12 protein-coding genes and 1 riboswitch are annotated in these 14,502 nt (G+C 60.6%); of the genes, 8 read left to right on the forward strand and 4 right to left on the reverse strand.

The window, feature by feature from the left end; translation table 11 throughout:
• Nucleotides 1–326 precede the first annotated feature (326 nt).
• The 3 genes from HCZ23_RS10120 to HCZ23_RS10130 are packed head-to-tail and all read left to right on the forward strand — an operon-like array spanning nt 327 to nt 3,824.
• Nucleotides 327–1,601, forward strand: a complete 1,275-nt coding sequence (locus tag HCZ23_RS10120) for an NAD(P)/FAD-dependent oxidoreductase (protein ID WP_167601609.1) — start codon at nt 327–329, stop codon at nt 1,599–1,601.
• A 43-nt stretch (nt 1,602–1,644) separates the two neighbouring features.
• On the forward strand, nt 1,645–2,301 hold the full coding sequence (locus HCZ23_RS10125; protein WP_167601610.1) for an SDR family NAD(P)-dependent oxidoreductase: 657 nt from the start codon (nt 1,645–1,647) through the stop codon (nt 2,299–2,301).
• On the forward strand, nt 2,295–3,824 hold the full coding sequence (locus tag HCZ23_RS10130; protein ID WP_167601611.1) for a cryptochrome/photolyase family protein: 1,530 nt from the start codon (nt 2,295–2,297) through the stop codon (nt 3,822–3,824). The genes HCZ23_RS10125 and HCZ23_RS10130 overlap by 7 nt, the downstream gene beginning before the upstream one ends.
• 2 nt (nt 3,825–3,826) lie before the next feature.
• Here the strand turns inward: HCZ23_RS10130 and HCZ23_RS10135 are convergent, their stop codons facing one another.
• Entirely contained in the window at nt 3,827–5,224 is a 1,398-nt protein-coding gene (locus HCZ23_RS10135; protein WP_254870226.1) for an MORN repeat-containing protein, read from the reverse strand.
• A gap of 279 nt (nt 5,225–5,503) precedes the next feature.
• Here HCZ23_RS10135 and HCZ23_RS10140 point away from each other — a divergent pair, with 279 nt between their 5' ends.
• Entirely contained in the window at nt 5,504–7,162 is a 1,659-nt protein-coding gene (locus HCZ23_RS10140; RefSeq protein ID WP_167601871.1) for an NAD+ synthase, read from the forward strand.
• A gap of 159 nt (nt 7,163–7,321) precedes the next feature.
• A complete protein-coding gene (locus HCZ23_RS10145) occupies nt 7,322–8,557 on the forward strand; it encodes an Hsp70 family protein (protein WP_167601612.1) in 1,236 nt (411 codons plus the stop codon).
• 3 nt (nt 8,558–8,560) lie between these two features.
• Here the strand turns inward: HCZ23_RS10145 and HCZ23_RS10150 are convergent, their stop codons facing one another.
• The 3 genes from HCZ23_RS10150 to HCZ23_RS10160 form a co-directional block, all read right to left on the reverse strand.
• Complete coding sequence (locus tag HCZ23_RS10150) at nt 8,561–9,514, reverse strand: 1-phosphofructokinase family hexose kinase (RefSeq protein ID WP_167601613.1); 954 nt, start codon at nt 9,512–9,514, stop codon at nt 8,561–8,563.
• A gap of 235 nt (nt 9,515–9,749) precedes the next feature.
• On the reverse strand, nt 9,750–10,691 hold the full coding sequence (locus tag HCZ23_RS10155; RefSeq protein WP_167601614.1) for an MBL fold metallo-hydrolase: 942 nt from the start codon (nt 10,689–10,691) through the stop codon (nt 9,750–9,752).
• Nucleotides 10,692–10,787: 96 nt separating this feature from the next.
• Entirely contained in the window at nt 10,788–11,204 is a 417-nt protein-coding gene (locus HCZ23_RS10160; RefSeq protein WP_167601615.1) for a metallopeptidase family protein, read from the reverse strand.
• 81 nt (nt 11,205–11,285) lie between these two features.
• Here HCZ23_RS10160 and gltX point away from each other — a divergent pair, with 81 nt between their 5' ends.
• The 3 genes from gltX (at nt 11,286) to gcvH (ending at nt 14,500) form a co-directional block, all read left to right on the forward strand.
• Entirely contained in the window at nt 11,286–12,608 is a 1,323-nt protein-coding gene (gene gltX / locus HCZ23_RS10165) for a glutamate--tRNA ligase (RefSeq protein ID WP_167601616.1), read from the forward strand.
• A 139-nt stretch (nt 12,609–12,747) separates the two neighbouring features.
• Nucleotides 12,748–12,831, forward strand: a riboswitch (glycine riboswitch).
• 137 nt (nt 12,832–12,968) lie between these two features.
• Nucleotides 12,969–14,108 carry a glycine cleavage system aminomethyltransferase GcvT gene (gcvT, locus tag HCZ23_RS10170; protein WP_167601617.1) on the forward strand — a complete coding sequence of 380 codons (1,140 nt, stop codon included), beginning with the start codon at nt 12,969–12,971 and terminating at the stop codon, nt 14,106–14,108.
• A 32-nt stretch (nt 14,109–14,140) separates the two neighbouring features.
• A complete protein-coding gene (gcvH, locus tag HCZ23_RS10175) occupies nt 14,141–14,500 on the forward strand; it encodes a glycine cleavage system protein GcvH (protein WP_167601872.1) in 360 nt (119 codons plus the stop codon).
• Nucleotides 14,501–14,502: the final 2 nt, after the last annotated feature.

Raw genomic sequence — 14,502 nt, forward strand, 5'->3', positions numbered from 1 at the left:
GGAGGAGGCCATGACGAAGCGCTGCGCAGGGGCGCAGGTCTTGGGTCGGGATATGAGCCATCGTCGTCATAAAGTTTGGAATATACGCAGAGAGCAGGCTTGAAAAGCCCCAATTTCCGGTGATCTGCGACCGGATGTCCCGCGTCGAGGTGCCGTCTCGCATTTTAAACTTGATTTCTTATTCGAATAATTGAATACGAGTGTATACCGACTCGGTCATGATCGTCATCAAGCCGGTACAGCGCAAACCATGCTATCATCCATATATCTCACGCCCTCGGGGTCGCTGACCCGTTCGGCAGAGGCTCAGGGGAAGGGAGTGTATTATGGCACATATCGTCGTACTCGGCGCCGGTCTTGGCGGAACCATTCAGGCCTATGAGTTGAAGGAAACCGTGGGCAAGGACGACAAGATCACGGTGATCTCCAACAAAAGCTATTTTCAGTTCACGCCGTCCAATCCGTGGGCGGGGGTCAATTGGCGGACCAAGGACGATCTCACGATCGAGCTTGAACCGGTGATGAAACGCCGCGGCATCGAGTTTATCTGTGACGGCGCGGTGGCGCTCGATCCGAAAGAGAACAAGATCACGCTGGCCTCGGGCAAAGAGGTCACCTACGACTACCTCGTGCTCGCAACAGGGCCGGAACTGGCCTTTGACGAGATCGAGGGCTTTGGTCCCGCGGGCTACACCCATTCGGTGTGCTCCATCGAACATGCCTCTGAATCCGGCGCGATATGGGAGGATTTCTGCGCCAATCCGGGGCCCATCGTGGTGGGCGCGGTGCAGGGCGCGTCGTGTTTCGGTCCGGCCTATGAATATGCTATGACCATGGACACCGACCTGCGCCGTCGCAAAATCCGCGACAAGGTGCCGATGACCTTCGTGACGCCGGAACCCTATATCGGGCATCTGGGCCTTGGCGGGGTGGGCGACACCAAAGGGATGCTCGAATCCTACATGCGGGACCGGTCCATCCGCTGGATCACCAACGCCAAGACCAACAAATTCGAAGACGGCAAGGTGCATGTCACCGAGCACGATCAATATGGCAATCCGGTGAAAGAGCACGAACTGCCCTTCTCCTATTCCATGTTGCTGCCCGCCTTCCGTGGCATTCCGGCGCTGATGGGCGTCGAAGGTCTGGTCAACCCGCGCGGCTTTGTCATCGTCGATGAATTCCAGCGCAACCCGACCTATCCGAACATCTTCGGCATCGGCGTCTGTATCGCCATCGCGCCGACGGAACCGACCGTGATCCCGACCGGCGTGCCGAAAACCGGGTTCATGATCGAGAGCATGGTGACCGCCACCGCGCATAACATCCCGCTGATCATGAAGGGTGAGGAGCCGAAGAACCTCGCTTCCTGGAACGCTCTGTGTCTGGCGGACTTCGGCGATGGCGGCGCGGCATTCTTGGCGATGCCGCAGAACCCGCCGCGCAACGTCAACTGGGCGGGGCATGGCAAATGGGTGCACTGGGCCAAGCTCGGGTTCGAGTGGTATTTCATGCGCAAGGTGAAACGCGGTGTCTCTGAGCCTTTCTATGAGCGTATGATCATGAAGATCATGAAGGTGAACAAACTCAAAGACATGTGATCCAGTGTCGCCGCGCTCCCGTAATGAGAGACGGGAGACCGGTATGAAAGCATTGATCATTGGCACTTCGGGCGGCATCGGCGGGGCAGTGGCCCGCGCCTTTGCCGCCCGGTCGTATGAGGTGACGGGCCTGTCGCGGCGCGAAGACGGGGTGGACGTCACCGATCCTGACAGCGTCTCACGGCATCTTGGTGCTCTTGAGGGGCCATTCGAGCGCGTGGTGATCGCCACGGGAAAACTCGACGGGGACGGGGCGCCGCCGGAGAAATCCTTGCGGGCGCTGAGCGCCGAAGCGCTGCGCGATCAATTCGCCACCAACGCGCTCGGCCCGGCGTTGATCCTGCGGGAATTGCCTCGGCTTTTGCCGAAAGACGCGCCCTCGGTGGTGGCAGTCCTGACCGCGCGTGTGGGGTCCATCGGAGACAATCACATGGGCGGCTGGTACAGCTACCGTGCGGCCAAGGCGGCGGCCAATCAACTGACCCGCACGGCGGCGATCGAGATCGCGCGCAGCCACAAACAGGCCTGCCTCATCGCCTATCACCCCGGCACGGTGGCGACAAAATTCACCGAAGGCTACAGCCGCGACAAGCTGAGCCCGGAGGAGGCCGCCGGTCATCTGATCGATGTCATGGCGGCGCGGGACCCGCGAGACAGCGGGCGGTTCTATGATTGGAAGGGGGTAGAGGTGCCGTGGTGAGCCGTGTCATTCTGATCCTTGGCGATCAGCTCTCCCTTGAGATGTCGTCGTTGAAAGAGGGCGACAAGGACAGCGATCTGGTCGTCATGGCGGAGGTCGCCGCAGAGACCGATTACGTCGCGCATCACCCGAAAAAGATCGCGCTGATCTTTGCCGCCATGCGCCATTTCGCCGAAGAGCTGCGTGCGGCGGGCTGGGATGTGGCCTACACGGGGCTCGAAGATGACGACAACACGCAGTCGCTCTTGGGCGAGGCGCGACGTCGGGCGCAGGACCACGGCGCGGATGAGATTGTCATGACAGAGGCCGGGGAATGGCGGCTGAGGCTTGAGGCCGAAGAAAGCGCCATCCCGGTGCGGCAACTGCCCGACACGCGATTTATCGCAACGGAGGCGGAGTTTGCCGACTGGGCCGAGGGGCGCAAGGCGCTTCGGATGGAGTATTTCTATCGTGAGATGCGGCGCAAGACCGGGTTGTTGATGGACGGCGACGCGCCCTGCGGCGGGCAATGGAATTTCGATCATGACAATCGCAAACCCGCCTCGGACGACCTGTTCCGCACCAAACCTTTGACGTTTGAGCCGGACGAGATCACCCGCGCGGTGCTCGATCTGGTAGAAGCGCGGTTTGGCGATAATTTCGGAGAGCTGCACCCGTTCTCCTACGCGGTGACGCGCAAAGATGCCGAACGCGCGCAACAGCATTTCCTCGATCATCACTTGCAGGACTTCGGCCCCTATCAGGACGCGATGCTCTCAAACGACCGCGTGCTGCATCACTCGCTCCTGTCGGCCTATCTCAACATCGGCCTTTTGGACCCGCTGGCGCTCTGCCAAGCTGTCGAGAAACGCTATCGCGACGGCAAAGTGCCGATCAACTCCGCCGAAGGCTTCATCCGGCAAATCCTCGGCTGGCGCGAATATGTGCGGGGGCTGTATTTCCTCAAGGGCGCGGATTATCCGCATCAGAACAAGCTCAATCATCAACGCGGCCTGCCCGCGCTCTATTGGGGCGCTGAGACCCGGATGAATTGCCTGTCGCACGCGTTGACCCAGACCTGCGAAGATGCCTATGCCCACCACATTCAGCGCCTGATGGTGACCGGCAACTTCGCACTTTTGGCCGGGGTGAACCCCAAGGAGGTGCATGAATGGTATCTCGCCGTCTATATCGATGCCTTCGAGTGGGTCGAGGCGCCCAATACGGTCGGAATGAGCCAATTCGCCGATGGCGGGGTGATCGCGTCTAAACCCTATATTTCCTCGGGCAATTACATCCACAAAATGTCGGATTACTGCGGTGACTGCGCCTATGCGGTGACCAAGAAGACGGGGGAGGGCGCCTGTCCTTTTAATCTGCTCTATTGGCACTTCCTCGACCGTCATCGCGAGCGGTTCGAAGGCAATCCGCGTATGGGCCAGATGTATCGGACCTGGGATCGGATGGATGCGGACAAGCGCGCGGTGATAGTGAAAGAGGCGGCCGCATTTCTGGACCGCCTCTCAAAAGGGGAAACTGTTTAAGGTTACTCGGAGGCCGCAGGCGCTTCCGTCTCGGGCGCATCCTCGGACACCAAAGCCCCGTCCATCCATTCGCCGGACACCACCTTGCCATTGGCATAGGTGATAGTGCCATGACCCTGGGATTTGCCCGCGACGAACATGCCCTCGTAGCTGTCGCCATTGGGATAGGTCGCCGTGCCGCGGCCCTGAATTTCGCCGTCTTTCCATTCGCCGGTATAGGTAAACCCTGAGGCCATCGTGATGGTGCCGATCCCGTCGCGTTTGCCCGCCACGTAATCGCCTTCATAGACCGTGCCGTCGACATAGGTGCCTTTGCCCTTGCCCTGACGCTGGCCGTCGACCCAGTCGCCGTCGTACACAAAGCCGTCGGCATAGGTCATCTTGCCCTTGCCGTGGTTCTGCGCGTTTCGGAACTCGCCCTCATAGGTCAGCCCGCCCGCGTAGCGCGCCACACCCGTGCCGTCGATCACGCCATATTTCCAATCGCCCTCATAGGTCGTGCCATTGGGGTAGGTGATCTTGCCCTTGCCATGCGACAGGTCATCGAGGAAGTCGCCCACGTAGACGGAGCCGTCCGGGTAAGTCACCTGACCCTGACCCTCGATCCGCCCCTCGGTCCATGCGCCGACATAGAGATAGCCGTCCGCGCCGGTAAACGTGCCTTGGCCGTCGCGTTTGTCATCGTCGAAATTGCCCTCATAGACATCGCCATTGGCGTAGGTCACCTTGCCCGCGCCCTGACGTTTGCCGCCGACCAGTTCGCCCTCGAAGACATCGCCGTTGGGCTGCGTGATCGTACCTTGGCCGTTGCACTGGTTGTCCACCCAGTTGCAGTCGAGAATCATCCCTTCGTCTGTGGTCAGAACACCCGGCCCGTGGCGCATGTCGCGGGCCATTTCGCCCTCATAGGTGGCGCCTTCGGGATAGGTGATCGTGCCGCGCCCCTCTTTCACGCCGTTGACCCAGCCGCCTTCGTAGATATAGCCGGTGGGGCTTTCCAAGCGTCCTTGGCCGTGGTGCTTGGCGGCCATGAAACCGCCCTCGTATTTCACGCCATTGGCATAGACCGCGACGCCCGAGCCGGTGGCCTCACCCTCGACCCAATCGCCCTCGTAAGTGCCGCCATCGGCATAGGTGATCTTGCCAAAGCCATGCGGCTTGCCCTTCTCAAAGGCGCCCTCATAGACCGAACCGTCGGTGAACCGCGCAAGGCCCTGGCCCTTGATCTCGCCCATCACCCATTCGCCGGTGTATTCATAGCCGTTGGGCAGGCTGTAGGTGCCGACGCCGTCCTGCAAACCGTCCTTGAACGTGCCTTCGTAAATCCCGCCCTCTTCGAACTGGCGGGTCTCCACTTTTCCGCTGTCTTGCGCCAGCAGGGCCGTGGGCAGGGCCGGCATGGCCCCGATCATCGTTGCCGCGAAAAGCGTGATGCGCATTCGTGTCACTGTCTTACGTCCCATTCCCGATGAGGTCATGTGTCTGCCTGGGCTGCCGCCGTGTTGCTTTGGTCGCCGAGGTGGACCTTGTTCTAATCCGGGGCCGCATCCGCGCAGACCCTGTCGCGCGCCAGACTAGGGGGTAGGCCCGCGGTCTTCAAATGTTTTTCCTGTGAGCGCCTTTCCCTTGGGCGTCATTCTGCTAAACCTTGCCTCAACATAGTAGGACGCATGAGTGCCATGACTGAGACCTTTCGCCTGACCCTAGCCCAGCTCAACCCGACCGTGGGTGCGATTGATGCCAATGCCGACAAGGTCCGCAGCGCCTACGCCGAGGCCAAGGCGGCAGGCGCCGATATGATCGTCTTTCCTGAGCTGTTCCTGATCGGCTACCAGCCGCAGGATCTGGTGATGAAGCCCGCTTTGGTGAACACGGCCATGGCCAAGGCCGAGGAACTGGCCGCTTTGACAGTCGATGGTCCCGCGATTGGTCTGGGTGCGCCGTATTTTTATGGCGATGCGCTTTACAACGGCTATTGGATTCTGGCCGAGGGCCGCGTCAAACAGGTGCTGCGTAAACATCACCTGCCGAATTACAAGGTGTTCGATGAGGTGCGCCTCTTTGCCTCGGGTCCCATCGAAGGCCCCTATGCCATCGGCCCGCTGCGCATCGGCTCGCCGATCTGCGAAGATGCCTGGTATGAGGACGTCGCCGAGGCGCAGGTTGAAAGCGGGGCGGAAATTCTGATCGTGCCCAACGGCTCGCCTTATTATCGCAACAAATTCAACACGCGGCTCACCCATATGGTGTCGCGTGTGATCGAAAATGACGTGCCGCTGGTGTATCTCAACATGGTCGGCGGTCAGGACGATCAGGTTTTTGACGGCGGCTCTTTCGTGCTCAATCGTCACGGCAAACCGGCGCATATCCTTCCGGCTTTTGCCGAAGAGTTGCGCCATGTCGATTTCGTCAAAGAGGACGGCAAATGGGTCGCTTCCGAGGGCGAAGTGACCCATCAGCCCAATGAATGGGAGCAAGACTACCACGCCATGGTGCTCAGCCTGCGTGATTACCTTGGCAAGACCGGGTTCAAGAAGGTGGTGCTTGGCCTCTCCGGCGGCATCGACTCGGCGATTGTCGCCACGATTGCCACCGACGCGCTTGGCGCCGAGAATGTGCATTGCGTGATGCTGCCGTCGGAATACACCTCCCAAGGCTCGCTGGAGGACGCCAAGGACATCGCCAATCGTCTGGGCTGTCGCTACGACTTTGTGCCGATTTCCCAAGGCCGCGATGCGATCACCGACACGCTCGCGCCGATCTTTGGCGATCTGCCGTTCGATACGACCGAGGAAAACATCCAGTCGCGTCTTCGGGGGCTTTTGCTCATGGCGCTGTCGAACAAATTCGGCTCGATGCTTTTGACCACCGGCAATAAATCCGAAATGGCCGTCGGCTATTGCACGATCTATGGCGATATGAACGGCGGCTATAACCCGATCAAAGACCTCTATAAAACGCGCGTCTTCGAGCAATGCCGCTGGCGCAACGCCAATCATCGCGACTGGATGAAAGGCCCGGAGGGCGAGGTCATCCCGGTCACGATCATCGACAAACCGCCCTCGGCGGAGCTGCGCCCGGATCAGCGTGATGACGACAGCCTGCCGCCCTATGAGGTGCTGGACGCGATCCTCGAAGGTCTCGTGGATCGTGAAGAAAGCGTCGCCGATCTGGTGGAGGCGGGCTTTGATCGCGCGACCGTCAAACGCGTCGAGCATCTCTTGTATATCTCTGAGTACAAACGCTTCCAATCCGCACCGGGCACCCGGTTGACGCCGCGCGCCTTTTGGTTGGATCGTCGCTATCCGATCGCAAGCCGCTGGCGCGACCCGAGTTGATCCTTTCACGGTTGTCCTGTCGGCGGACCGCACGACGCCTCTCTTCCTCGCGTTAACCTTAATCTGATTAACCTTAACGCGAGGAGGCTGTCACGATGGCCTCTTGTCCTTGCGCAAGGGGATCGTTAGACAGCGCGCTTTCTGACAAGGAGGCGCGCTATGGAACTGACAGTTGGTATCGATTTCGGCACATCGAATTCCGCGCTGGGTCTCGCGGTCAATGGCACGCCCTGGCTCGTGGAGCTTGAACCCGGAGAAAAGACCCTGCCGACGGCGGTGTTTTTCGATCCGCGGGGCAACATGCGGCTCGGATCGGCGGCGAACAGGGCGCTGATCGACGGAGATGAAGGCCGCTACATGCGCGCGCTCAAATCCGTGTTGGGCACACCTTTGTTGCGCGAAACCCGCCCCATCGGCGGCAAGCGTCAGAGCCTTTTGGAGGTGATCGCGCAATTCCTGACCGTGCTCAAAACCCGCACCGAAGAGCAGCTGCGCCAACCTGTCACTGGCGTCGTGTCCGGTCGTCCGGTGCATTTCCATTCGAAAGATGCCGCGCGCGACGCGCAGGCCGAGTGCGATCTGCGCGAGGCCTATGAGATGGCCGGGTTTTCCCGCATCCGCTTTCTGGCTGAACCCGAAGCGGCGGCGCTGGCCTCGAAGGATTTGCACTCAGGCGAGATCGGGCTGGTCGTCGACATCGGCGGCGGCACCTCAGATTTCACCTTGTTTCGCAAGGAGAACGGCAAGGTCGAGGTGTTGGCCTCCCACGGGATCCGCCTTGGCGGCACGCATTTCGACCGGGCGCTGAGCCTGGCGCATGCCATGCCTTTGCTGGGGGCGGGAACCGAGTTGAAGCGCACCTTTGGCAAGGGGCTTTTGCCCATGCCGACGCAGATTTTTAACGATCTCGCGACCTGGCAAAACATCCCTTTTCTCTACACCCGCGACACGCTGACGAAGGTGCGCGACCTCGAAGCCCATGCGGTCGAGCCGGAAAAACTCGAACGCCTTGTCGAGGTGATCGAGGCGGAGCTGGGCCATGATGTCGCTTTCGCCGTCGAGGCGGCGAAGATCGGCGCCAATGGCGGGGCTGCGTCTCAAATTGATCTGGCGCTTGTTGAAAAGGGCCTGTCTGCGCCCTTGACCCCCGCTGCGCTGGCCGAGGATTTGGCAGGCTATCAGGCCGAATTGTCAGAAGCGATCACGGCCACCCTGTCGCTTGCGGAACTCAAGGCAGACGCCGTCGGCGCGGTCGTCTATGTCGGCGGTTCGAGCCTTATGCATGTGGTCGAAGCGGCCTGTCGCACCGTGCTGCCCGAGGCCCGCGCGCTGCGTGGTGAGGCCTTTACGGCTGTCGTCGATGGTCTCGCCTTGGCCTCTGCCGAAGGGGCGTAAACTTCAGAGCGCAATCAATTCGCAGCCGGGCAAAAGCCGCGCCACGTCCTCGGAGGAACAAAGCTGCGTGCCCGCGCTCAACACGGCGGCGGAGGCCGCAGATGTGCCGAAACACAGCGCCTGTTGCATCGCATCTCCACGGGTGAGCGCCAAAGAAAACGCCCCCACGAAACTGTCGCCCGCGCCCACGGCGGAGACCACATCTTCAGGATTGATCGCGCGCGAGGCATGCCAGCGCCCGGTCGCATTGGCAAGCGTCGATCCATCCGCGCCGCGCGCGACGATGACGTTCTCGGCCACGCCTTTGGCCACCAGTTCCGAGGCGAAATCCGCCGTATCCTCGCGCGTCGGCAAGGGGCAGCCCGCCAGATCCTCCGCCTCGACATCATCCATTCTGAGCACATAGGGATTGGCCGTGTGTTTGACCAATTCATGCAGCGGCTGGCCGGAGGTGTCGACGAACAGCTGCACGCCTTTCGCCGCCAGATGGCGCGCGAGACGGGCCGGGTAATCCATCGGCACACCCGGCGGCTGCGAGCCGGAAAGCACCACAACCCCGCTCGCGGAGGCGGCTTGCGCGATGGCGTTCAGGGATTCATCGACCATCTCGTGGTTCCAGTAAGGCCCGGGCATGACAAAGCGATATTGCTTGCCGGTCAGCTGTTCGGTCACGGCGATGGATTGCCGCGTGGCGCCGCCGGTGACGGAAAAGGCCGTGAAGCGCACATGCTCCTCGGCCAAAAGTCGCAACAACTGTGCACCGGTCTCGCCACCCACGGCGGTAAAGGCCGTGCTCTCGCCGCCCAGGAATTTAATCGCCCGCGACACGTTGATGCCGCCGCCGCCGGGATCGGCTTCCGGTGTGACACAGCGCAGTTTCGGCCCCGCTTCGACGCTTGCGGTCGTGGTGGACAGGTCCACGGTCGGGTTCAATGTGATGGTCAGGATATGGGCCATGGGTGTCTCCGTGTCACGACTCTCTCACTTTTGGCCGATCTTAGCTTTGCTAGCGTTAACATCATTGATGCAGGTCACATTTGCCTGCCTTACGCGTGTTTTTTACGCAGTCCCGCTATGCACTGTCTAATGAATTTGCAAATGATATGTGACACCAGCTCTTTGTTGCCGGTCTGAAACGCGAAGCGGCAAGCCTCTTCATGAAGCCTGCCGCACTGCCCGAGTGTTTGTGGTCTCAGCCCTCGATCATGGTCTGATAACTGGCCGGAACATATTCGAAATTGCCATCCTTGGCGGCGACATAGCCCAGTGCCGGGAAGGGCATGTGATAGCCGATGAAGGGCACACGGTCCGTCGCCATCATGTCCAAAAGCGTGCGTCGGGTCGTGGCGGCCATTGCCTTGTCCGTGTCGTAGAGCACTTCCCAATCCGGGTTGGCCAGCGAGTAGACGTAATGGTTGGCGAAATCCGCGCCGAGGATCAGGCGCTCCCCTTCGCTTTCGAGGTGAAAGGCCATGTGCCCGGGCGTGTGACCGAAAGCAGCCATGGCGGTGATGCCGGAGGTGACGTCGGAGCCATCGTCCAACAGATCGAACTGGTCCTGAAGGGGCCGGATTTTGGCCTCGAACCCGTCATTGCCGGACATATCCCAGTGATCCATTTCCACCGAACCCGTGGAATAGGCGGCATTGGCAAAGGTCGGGGCGTCCGCATAGATGCCGCCGATGTGGTCGCCATGCATATGGGTGATCACCACGCGGTCGACTTGGTCTGCGGTATAGCCTGCGGCCTCAAGTGCTGCGGTGATGCCCTCGGGTGCGAGGCCGGTGTCAAAGAGGATCAGTTCGGAGCCGGTGTTCACCAGTGTCGGCGTAAAGAAAAACTGCGCGGCATCAGAGGGGATGAACGCGGCCTCGGAGGCGGCGGCAAAGTCCTCGTCAGAGGCGTTGAGGCCAAAGATCGTATGCGGATCGGGCACGGTGCGGGTCCCGGCCAAAAGCGTCGTGACCTCGAACGCCCCAAGTTTGAAGCGACGATAGGGAGCGAGCGCCGCGCCCATCATCGGCGCCTCGGCGCGGGCGCTAAAGGGCAGGCCAGCGGCCAGGGGCACAGCGGCGGCACCCAGCAAAAGATGGCGGCGGGACAGATAAGGCGTTCTCAGAGAAGTGTTTTTCATACTATGCGTCCTCCGGTTTCGGATATGATTGAAACCAGAATAGCACAGAGAGCCTTTGGCAGGATGACAATTGTGTCAGGTCAGGGAAGTCCCGGCTCAGTCGTATTCCCACCATTTGTCGATCGTGGCGATGTCCTCATCCGACCATCCGAAATGATGCGCCAGCTCATGCACGGTGACATGCGCCACCATCTGTTGCAACGTCACATTCCCACGCATGCACCATTCGTCCAGAATGGGCCGCCGAAACAGCCAGATCGTATCCGGCGCCATGGCCTGGTCCAGCGTCGATTTCTCGGTCATAGGGATGCCGGTATAAAGCCCGGTCAGCTCAAACGGGTCTTCGATGCCGATCTCGGCCAGCAAATCCTCCGGCGCGAAATCCATCACCGTCAGAGACACATTCGAGGCCAGCACTTTGAACGCGGGCGGAAGGTCGTTCATCGTGGCGCGGGCGATGTCCTCGATCACGTCGAGATCGGGCGCGGTGGCATCAAGAAGCGGTGAAGACATGTCTGACCTCCGGTTGGGACTGGCTCCGATATGGACTCTTTGGCCGCGATATGAAAGAGGAAGCGCAACAGGAGACCCACGATGATCGTCACACGTTTCGCGCCTTCGCCCACGGGCTTTATTCATGTCGGCAACCTGCGCACTGCGCTGTTCAACTATCTGATCACTCGCAAGGCCGGGGGGCAGTTCATTCTGCGCCTCGACGACACGGATCAGGAGCGCTCGAAACAGGAATATGCCGATGGCATTCTCGAAGATCTCGAATGGCTGGGCTTCACCTGGGATCGCTTTGAAAAGCAATCCGAGCGCCTGGATCGTTACCACGCCGCCGCCGATGAGCTGCGCGAGAAAGGCCGGTTCTACGAGGCATTCGAAACACCCACAGAACTGGACCTGAAGCGGAAGAAACAGCTCAATATGGGCAAGCCGCCGGTTTACGACCGTGCCGCTTTGGCGCTCACTGAGGCCGAGAAAGACGCGTTGCGCGCCGAGCGTGGCGATGGCGTTTGGCGCTTCAAGCTCGATCAGGAACGGATCGAGTGGAATGACGGCATTCTGGGCGACATCTCAATCGATGCGGCCTCCGTGTCCGATCCGGTGTTGATCCGCGCCGATGGTCAGTTCCTTTATACGCTGGCCTCCGTCTGCGATGACGTCGATTTCGGTGTGACCAACATCGTCCGCGGCTCTGACCACGTCACCAACACGGCGACGCAGATCCAGATCATCGAAGCGCTGGGCGGTACTGTCCCGTCCTTTGCGCACCACTCTTTGCTCACCGGCCCGCAGGGCGAGGCGCTGTCGAAACGTCTCGGCACGCTCAGCCTGCGCGACCTGCGCGCGGCGGGGGTCGAGCCGATGGCGCTTTTGTCCCTGATGGCGCGTCTCGGCTCGTCGCAGCCGATCGAGCTGCGCAGCTCCATGGAGGAGCTGATCGAAGGCTTCGATCTGTCGCACTTCGGCGCGGCGCCCACCAAATTCGACAGCCAGGACCTGTTCTCTCTGACCTCGCAGATCAATCACGCGAAACCCTTTGCGGATGTGGCCGACGACGTGGCCGCCCTTGGCGTGCCCGCCGAGATCGCCGAGCCGTTCTGGACCGTCGTGCGTGAAAACATCACCGTCAAAGCGGATATGAAAGGCTGGTGGGAGCTGTTCCGCGATGGCGCCGAGCCGCTGGTCGACGATGAGGACAAGGACTTCATTGCAGAGGCCTTCGCCATGTTGCCTGAACCGCCCTACACGGCGGACAGCTGGAAAGAGTGGACGACGGCTGTGAAAGAGGCGACGGGCCGCAAGGGCAAAGGCCTGTTCATGCCTTTGCGCAAGGCCGTGACTGGCATGGCGCATGGCCCGGACATGTCCAACGTCCTGCCGTTGATGCAGAAAAAGCCGACGCTTTAATCGCTTCTGTTCAAAATTACACAAAAAGCCGCCTCGGGATCGTCCGCATGGCGGCTTTTTACTGTCGAAATGTCGTAAGTTTCCTATCGGAAATATTTTCGGCTTGTCCCGAATCTGGACCTTGCCTAAGGTCGCCTCACATCGTGCGTTGGGAGAAGGGACTTCCCTACCGAAGGAGCAACCGCCCCGGAAAACTCTCAGGTGAACGGACCTTCGCACGGTCATGAAACTCTGGAGAGAGGGGTGTGACGCCTCCGCCGAAGGGATAACGATCTCAGGCACATAGGACAGAGGGGGCATCATGGATACCGTCGGCTTTCGGGCTGCGGTGGGATGCACCAAAGGGGGCAAGAGGTTAGAATGTCGGATCAGGCGACGGCGCTCATGCGCACACCGCTCTATGAGTTTCACGTCGCGCAGGGCGCCAAGATGGTGCCGTTTGCGGGCTATGAGATGCCGGTGCACTATCCGCTGGGCGTGATGAAAGAACATCTTCACACGCGGGCGGGTGCGGGGCTTTTCGATGTGTCGCATATGGGGCAGGTGATGCTCAGCTCGTCCGACGGGTTTGAGGCACTGGCTCTGGCCTTGGAAAGTATCGTGCCTGTGGATGTGCTGGGCCTCGCGCCGGGGCGTCAGCGTTATGGGATTTTCACCGATGAGACGGGCGGCATTCTCGACGATCTGATGATCTCCAACACCGGCGACGCGCTGTTTCTGGTCGTGAATGCGGCCTGTAAAATGGATGACATTGCGCATTTGAACGCCTCCCTGCCGGATCATGTCACGGTCACGGAAATCGCCGACCGCGCGCTTTTGGCGCTGCAAGGGCCGATGGCCGAGATGGCTCTCGCGCGCCTGGTCCCGCAGGTTATAGACTTGAAATTCATGGATAGCGTGCGCATCACCATCGATGCCATGGAATGGTGGATTTCGCGCTCCGGCTACACCGGCGAGGACGGGTTTGAAATTTCGATCCCGGCGGAGCTTGCGCCGGAGATCGCCGACAAACTGATCGCCATGGAGGAGGTCGAGCCCATCGGGCTCGGAGCCCGCGACAGCCTGAGATTGGAGGCCGGGCTTTGCCTTTATGGCCATGACATCGACACCACCACTTCGCCGGTTGAGGGCAATATCGCCTGGGCCATTCAAAAGGTGCGTCGTTCTGGCGGTGCCCGCGAAGGCGGCTTCCCCGGTGCGGATCGTATCCTCTCTGAACTCCACAACGGCGCAGAGCGCAAACGCGTTGGCCTCCTGCCGCAGGGCCGCGCGCCGATGCGTGAGGGCACGCCGCTTTTTGCCACGTCCGAGAGCGACGACCAGATCGGAGAGATCACTTCAGGCGGCTTTGGCCCCTCGGCCCAATGCCCCGTTGCCATGGGCTATCTCCCCACGGAACTCGCCAGCAACGGCACCGAACTCTTCGCGGAACTGCGCGGCAAGCGCCTGCCTGTGACGGTCGCACCGATGCCGTTCCATGCCACCTCTTACAAACGCTAAACTCTATAGGGACCAAGACTATGGCCGCTGACATCAAATTCACCGAAGAACACGAATGGCTCCGCGTCGAGGACGATCTGATCGTCGTTGGCATCACGGAACACGCCGCCGAGCAACTGGGCGATGTGGTCTTCATCGAACTGCCGGAAGAAGGCACCACCGTGTCGAAAGACGATGAGGTCGTGGTGATCGAGAGCGTCAAAGCCGCCTCCGACATTCTCGCGCCGCTGGACGGCGAGATTGTCGAGGTGAACGATCCGTTGACCGAAGATCCGGGCAAGGTCGGCGAGGACCCGATGGGCGACGCGTGGTTCTTCAAAATGAAGATCGAAGACCTCTCCGCGCTCGACGACTTCATGTCGGAAGCGGACTACAAAGACTTCATCTCGTAAGG

The sequence above is a fragment of the Celeribacter sp. HF31 genome (genome assembly GCF_011806455.1).
Lineage (GTDB): Bacteria > Pseudomonadota > Alphaproteobacteria > Rhodobacterales > Rhodobacteraceae > Celeribacter.

Bases quoted from the DNA above. Each gene is read 5' to 3' on its own strand.
- HCZ23_RS10160 (WP_167601615.1), bottom strand. From the start codon at position 11,204: ATGTCTTCACCGCTTCTTGATGCCACCGCGCCCGATCTCGACGTGATC.
- gcvT (WP_167601617.1), top strand. From the start codon at position 12,969: ATGTCGGATCAGGCGACGGCGCTCATGCGCACACCGCTCTATGAGTTT.
- HCZ23_RS10145 (WP_167601612.1), top strand. From the start codon at position 7,322: ATGGAACTGACAGTTGGTATCGATTTCGGCACATCGAATTCCGCGCTG.
- HCZ23_RS10150 (WP_167601613.1), bottom strand. From the start codon at position 9,514: ATGGCCCATATCCTGACCATCACATTGAACCCGACCGTGGACCTGTCC.
- HCZ23_RS10155 (WP_167601614.1), bottom strand. From the start codon at position 10,691: ATGAAAAACACTTCTCTGAGAACGCCTTATCTGTCCCGCCGCCATCTT.
- gltX (WP_167601616.1), top strand. From the start codon at position 11,286: ATGATCGTCACACGTTTCGCGCCTTCGCCCACGGGCTTTATTCATGTC.
- HCZ23_RS10135 (WP_254870226.1), bottom strand. From the start codon at position 5,224: ATGCCGGCCCTGCCCACGGCCCTGCTGGCGCAAGACAGCGGAAAAGTG.
- HCZ23_RS10125 (WP_167601610.1), top strand. From the start codon at position 1,645: ATGAAAGCATTGATCATTGGCACTTCGGGCGGCATCGGCGGGGCAGTG.
- HCZ23_RS10120 (WP_167601609.1), top strand. From the start codon at position 327: ATGGCACATATCGTCGTACTCGGCGCCGGTCTTGGCGGAACCATTCAG.
- HCZ23_RS10140 (WP_167601871.1), top strand. From the start codon at position 5,504: ATGACTGAGACCTTTCGCCTGACCCTAGCCCAGCTCAACCCGACCGTG.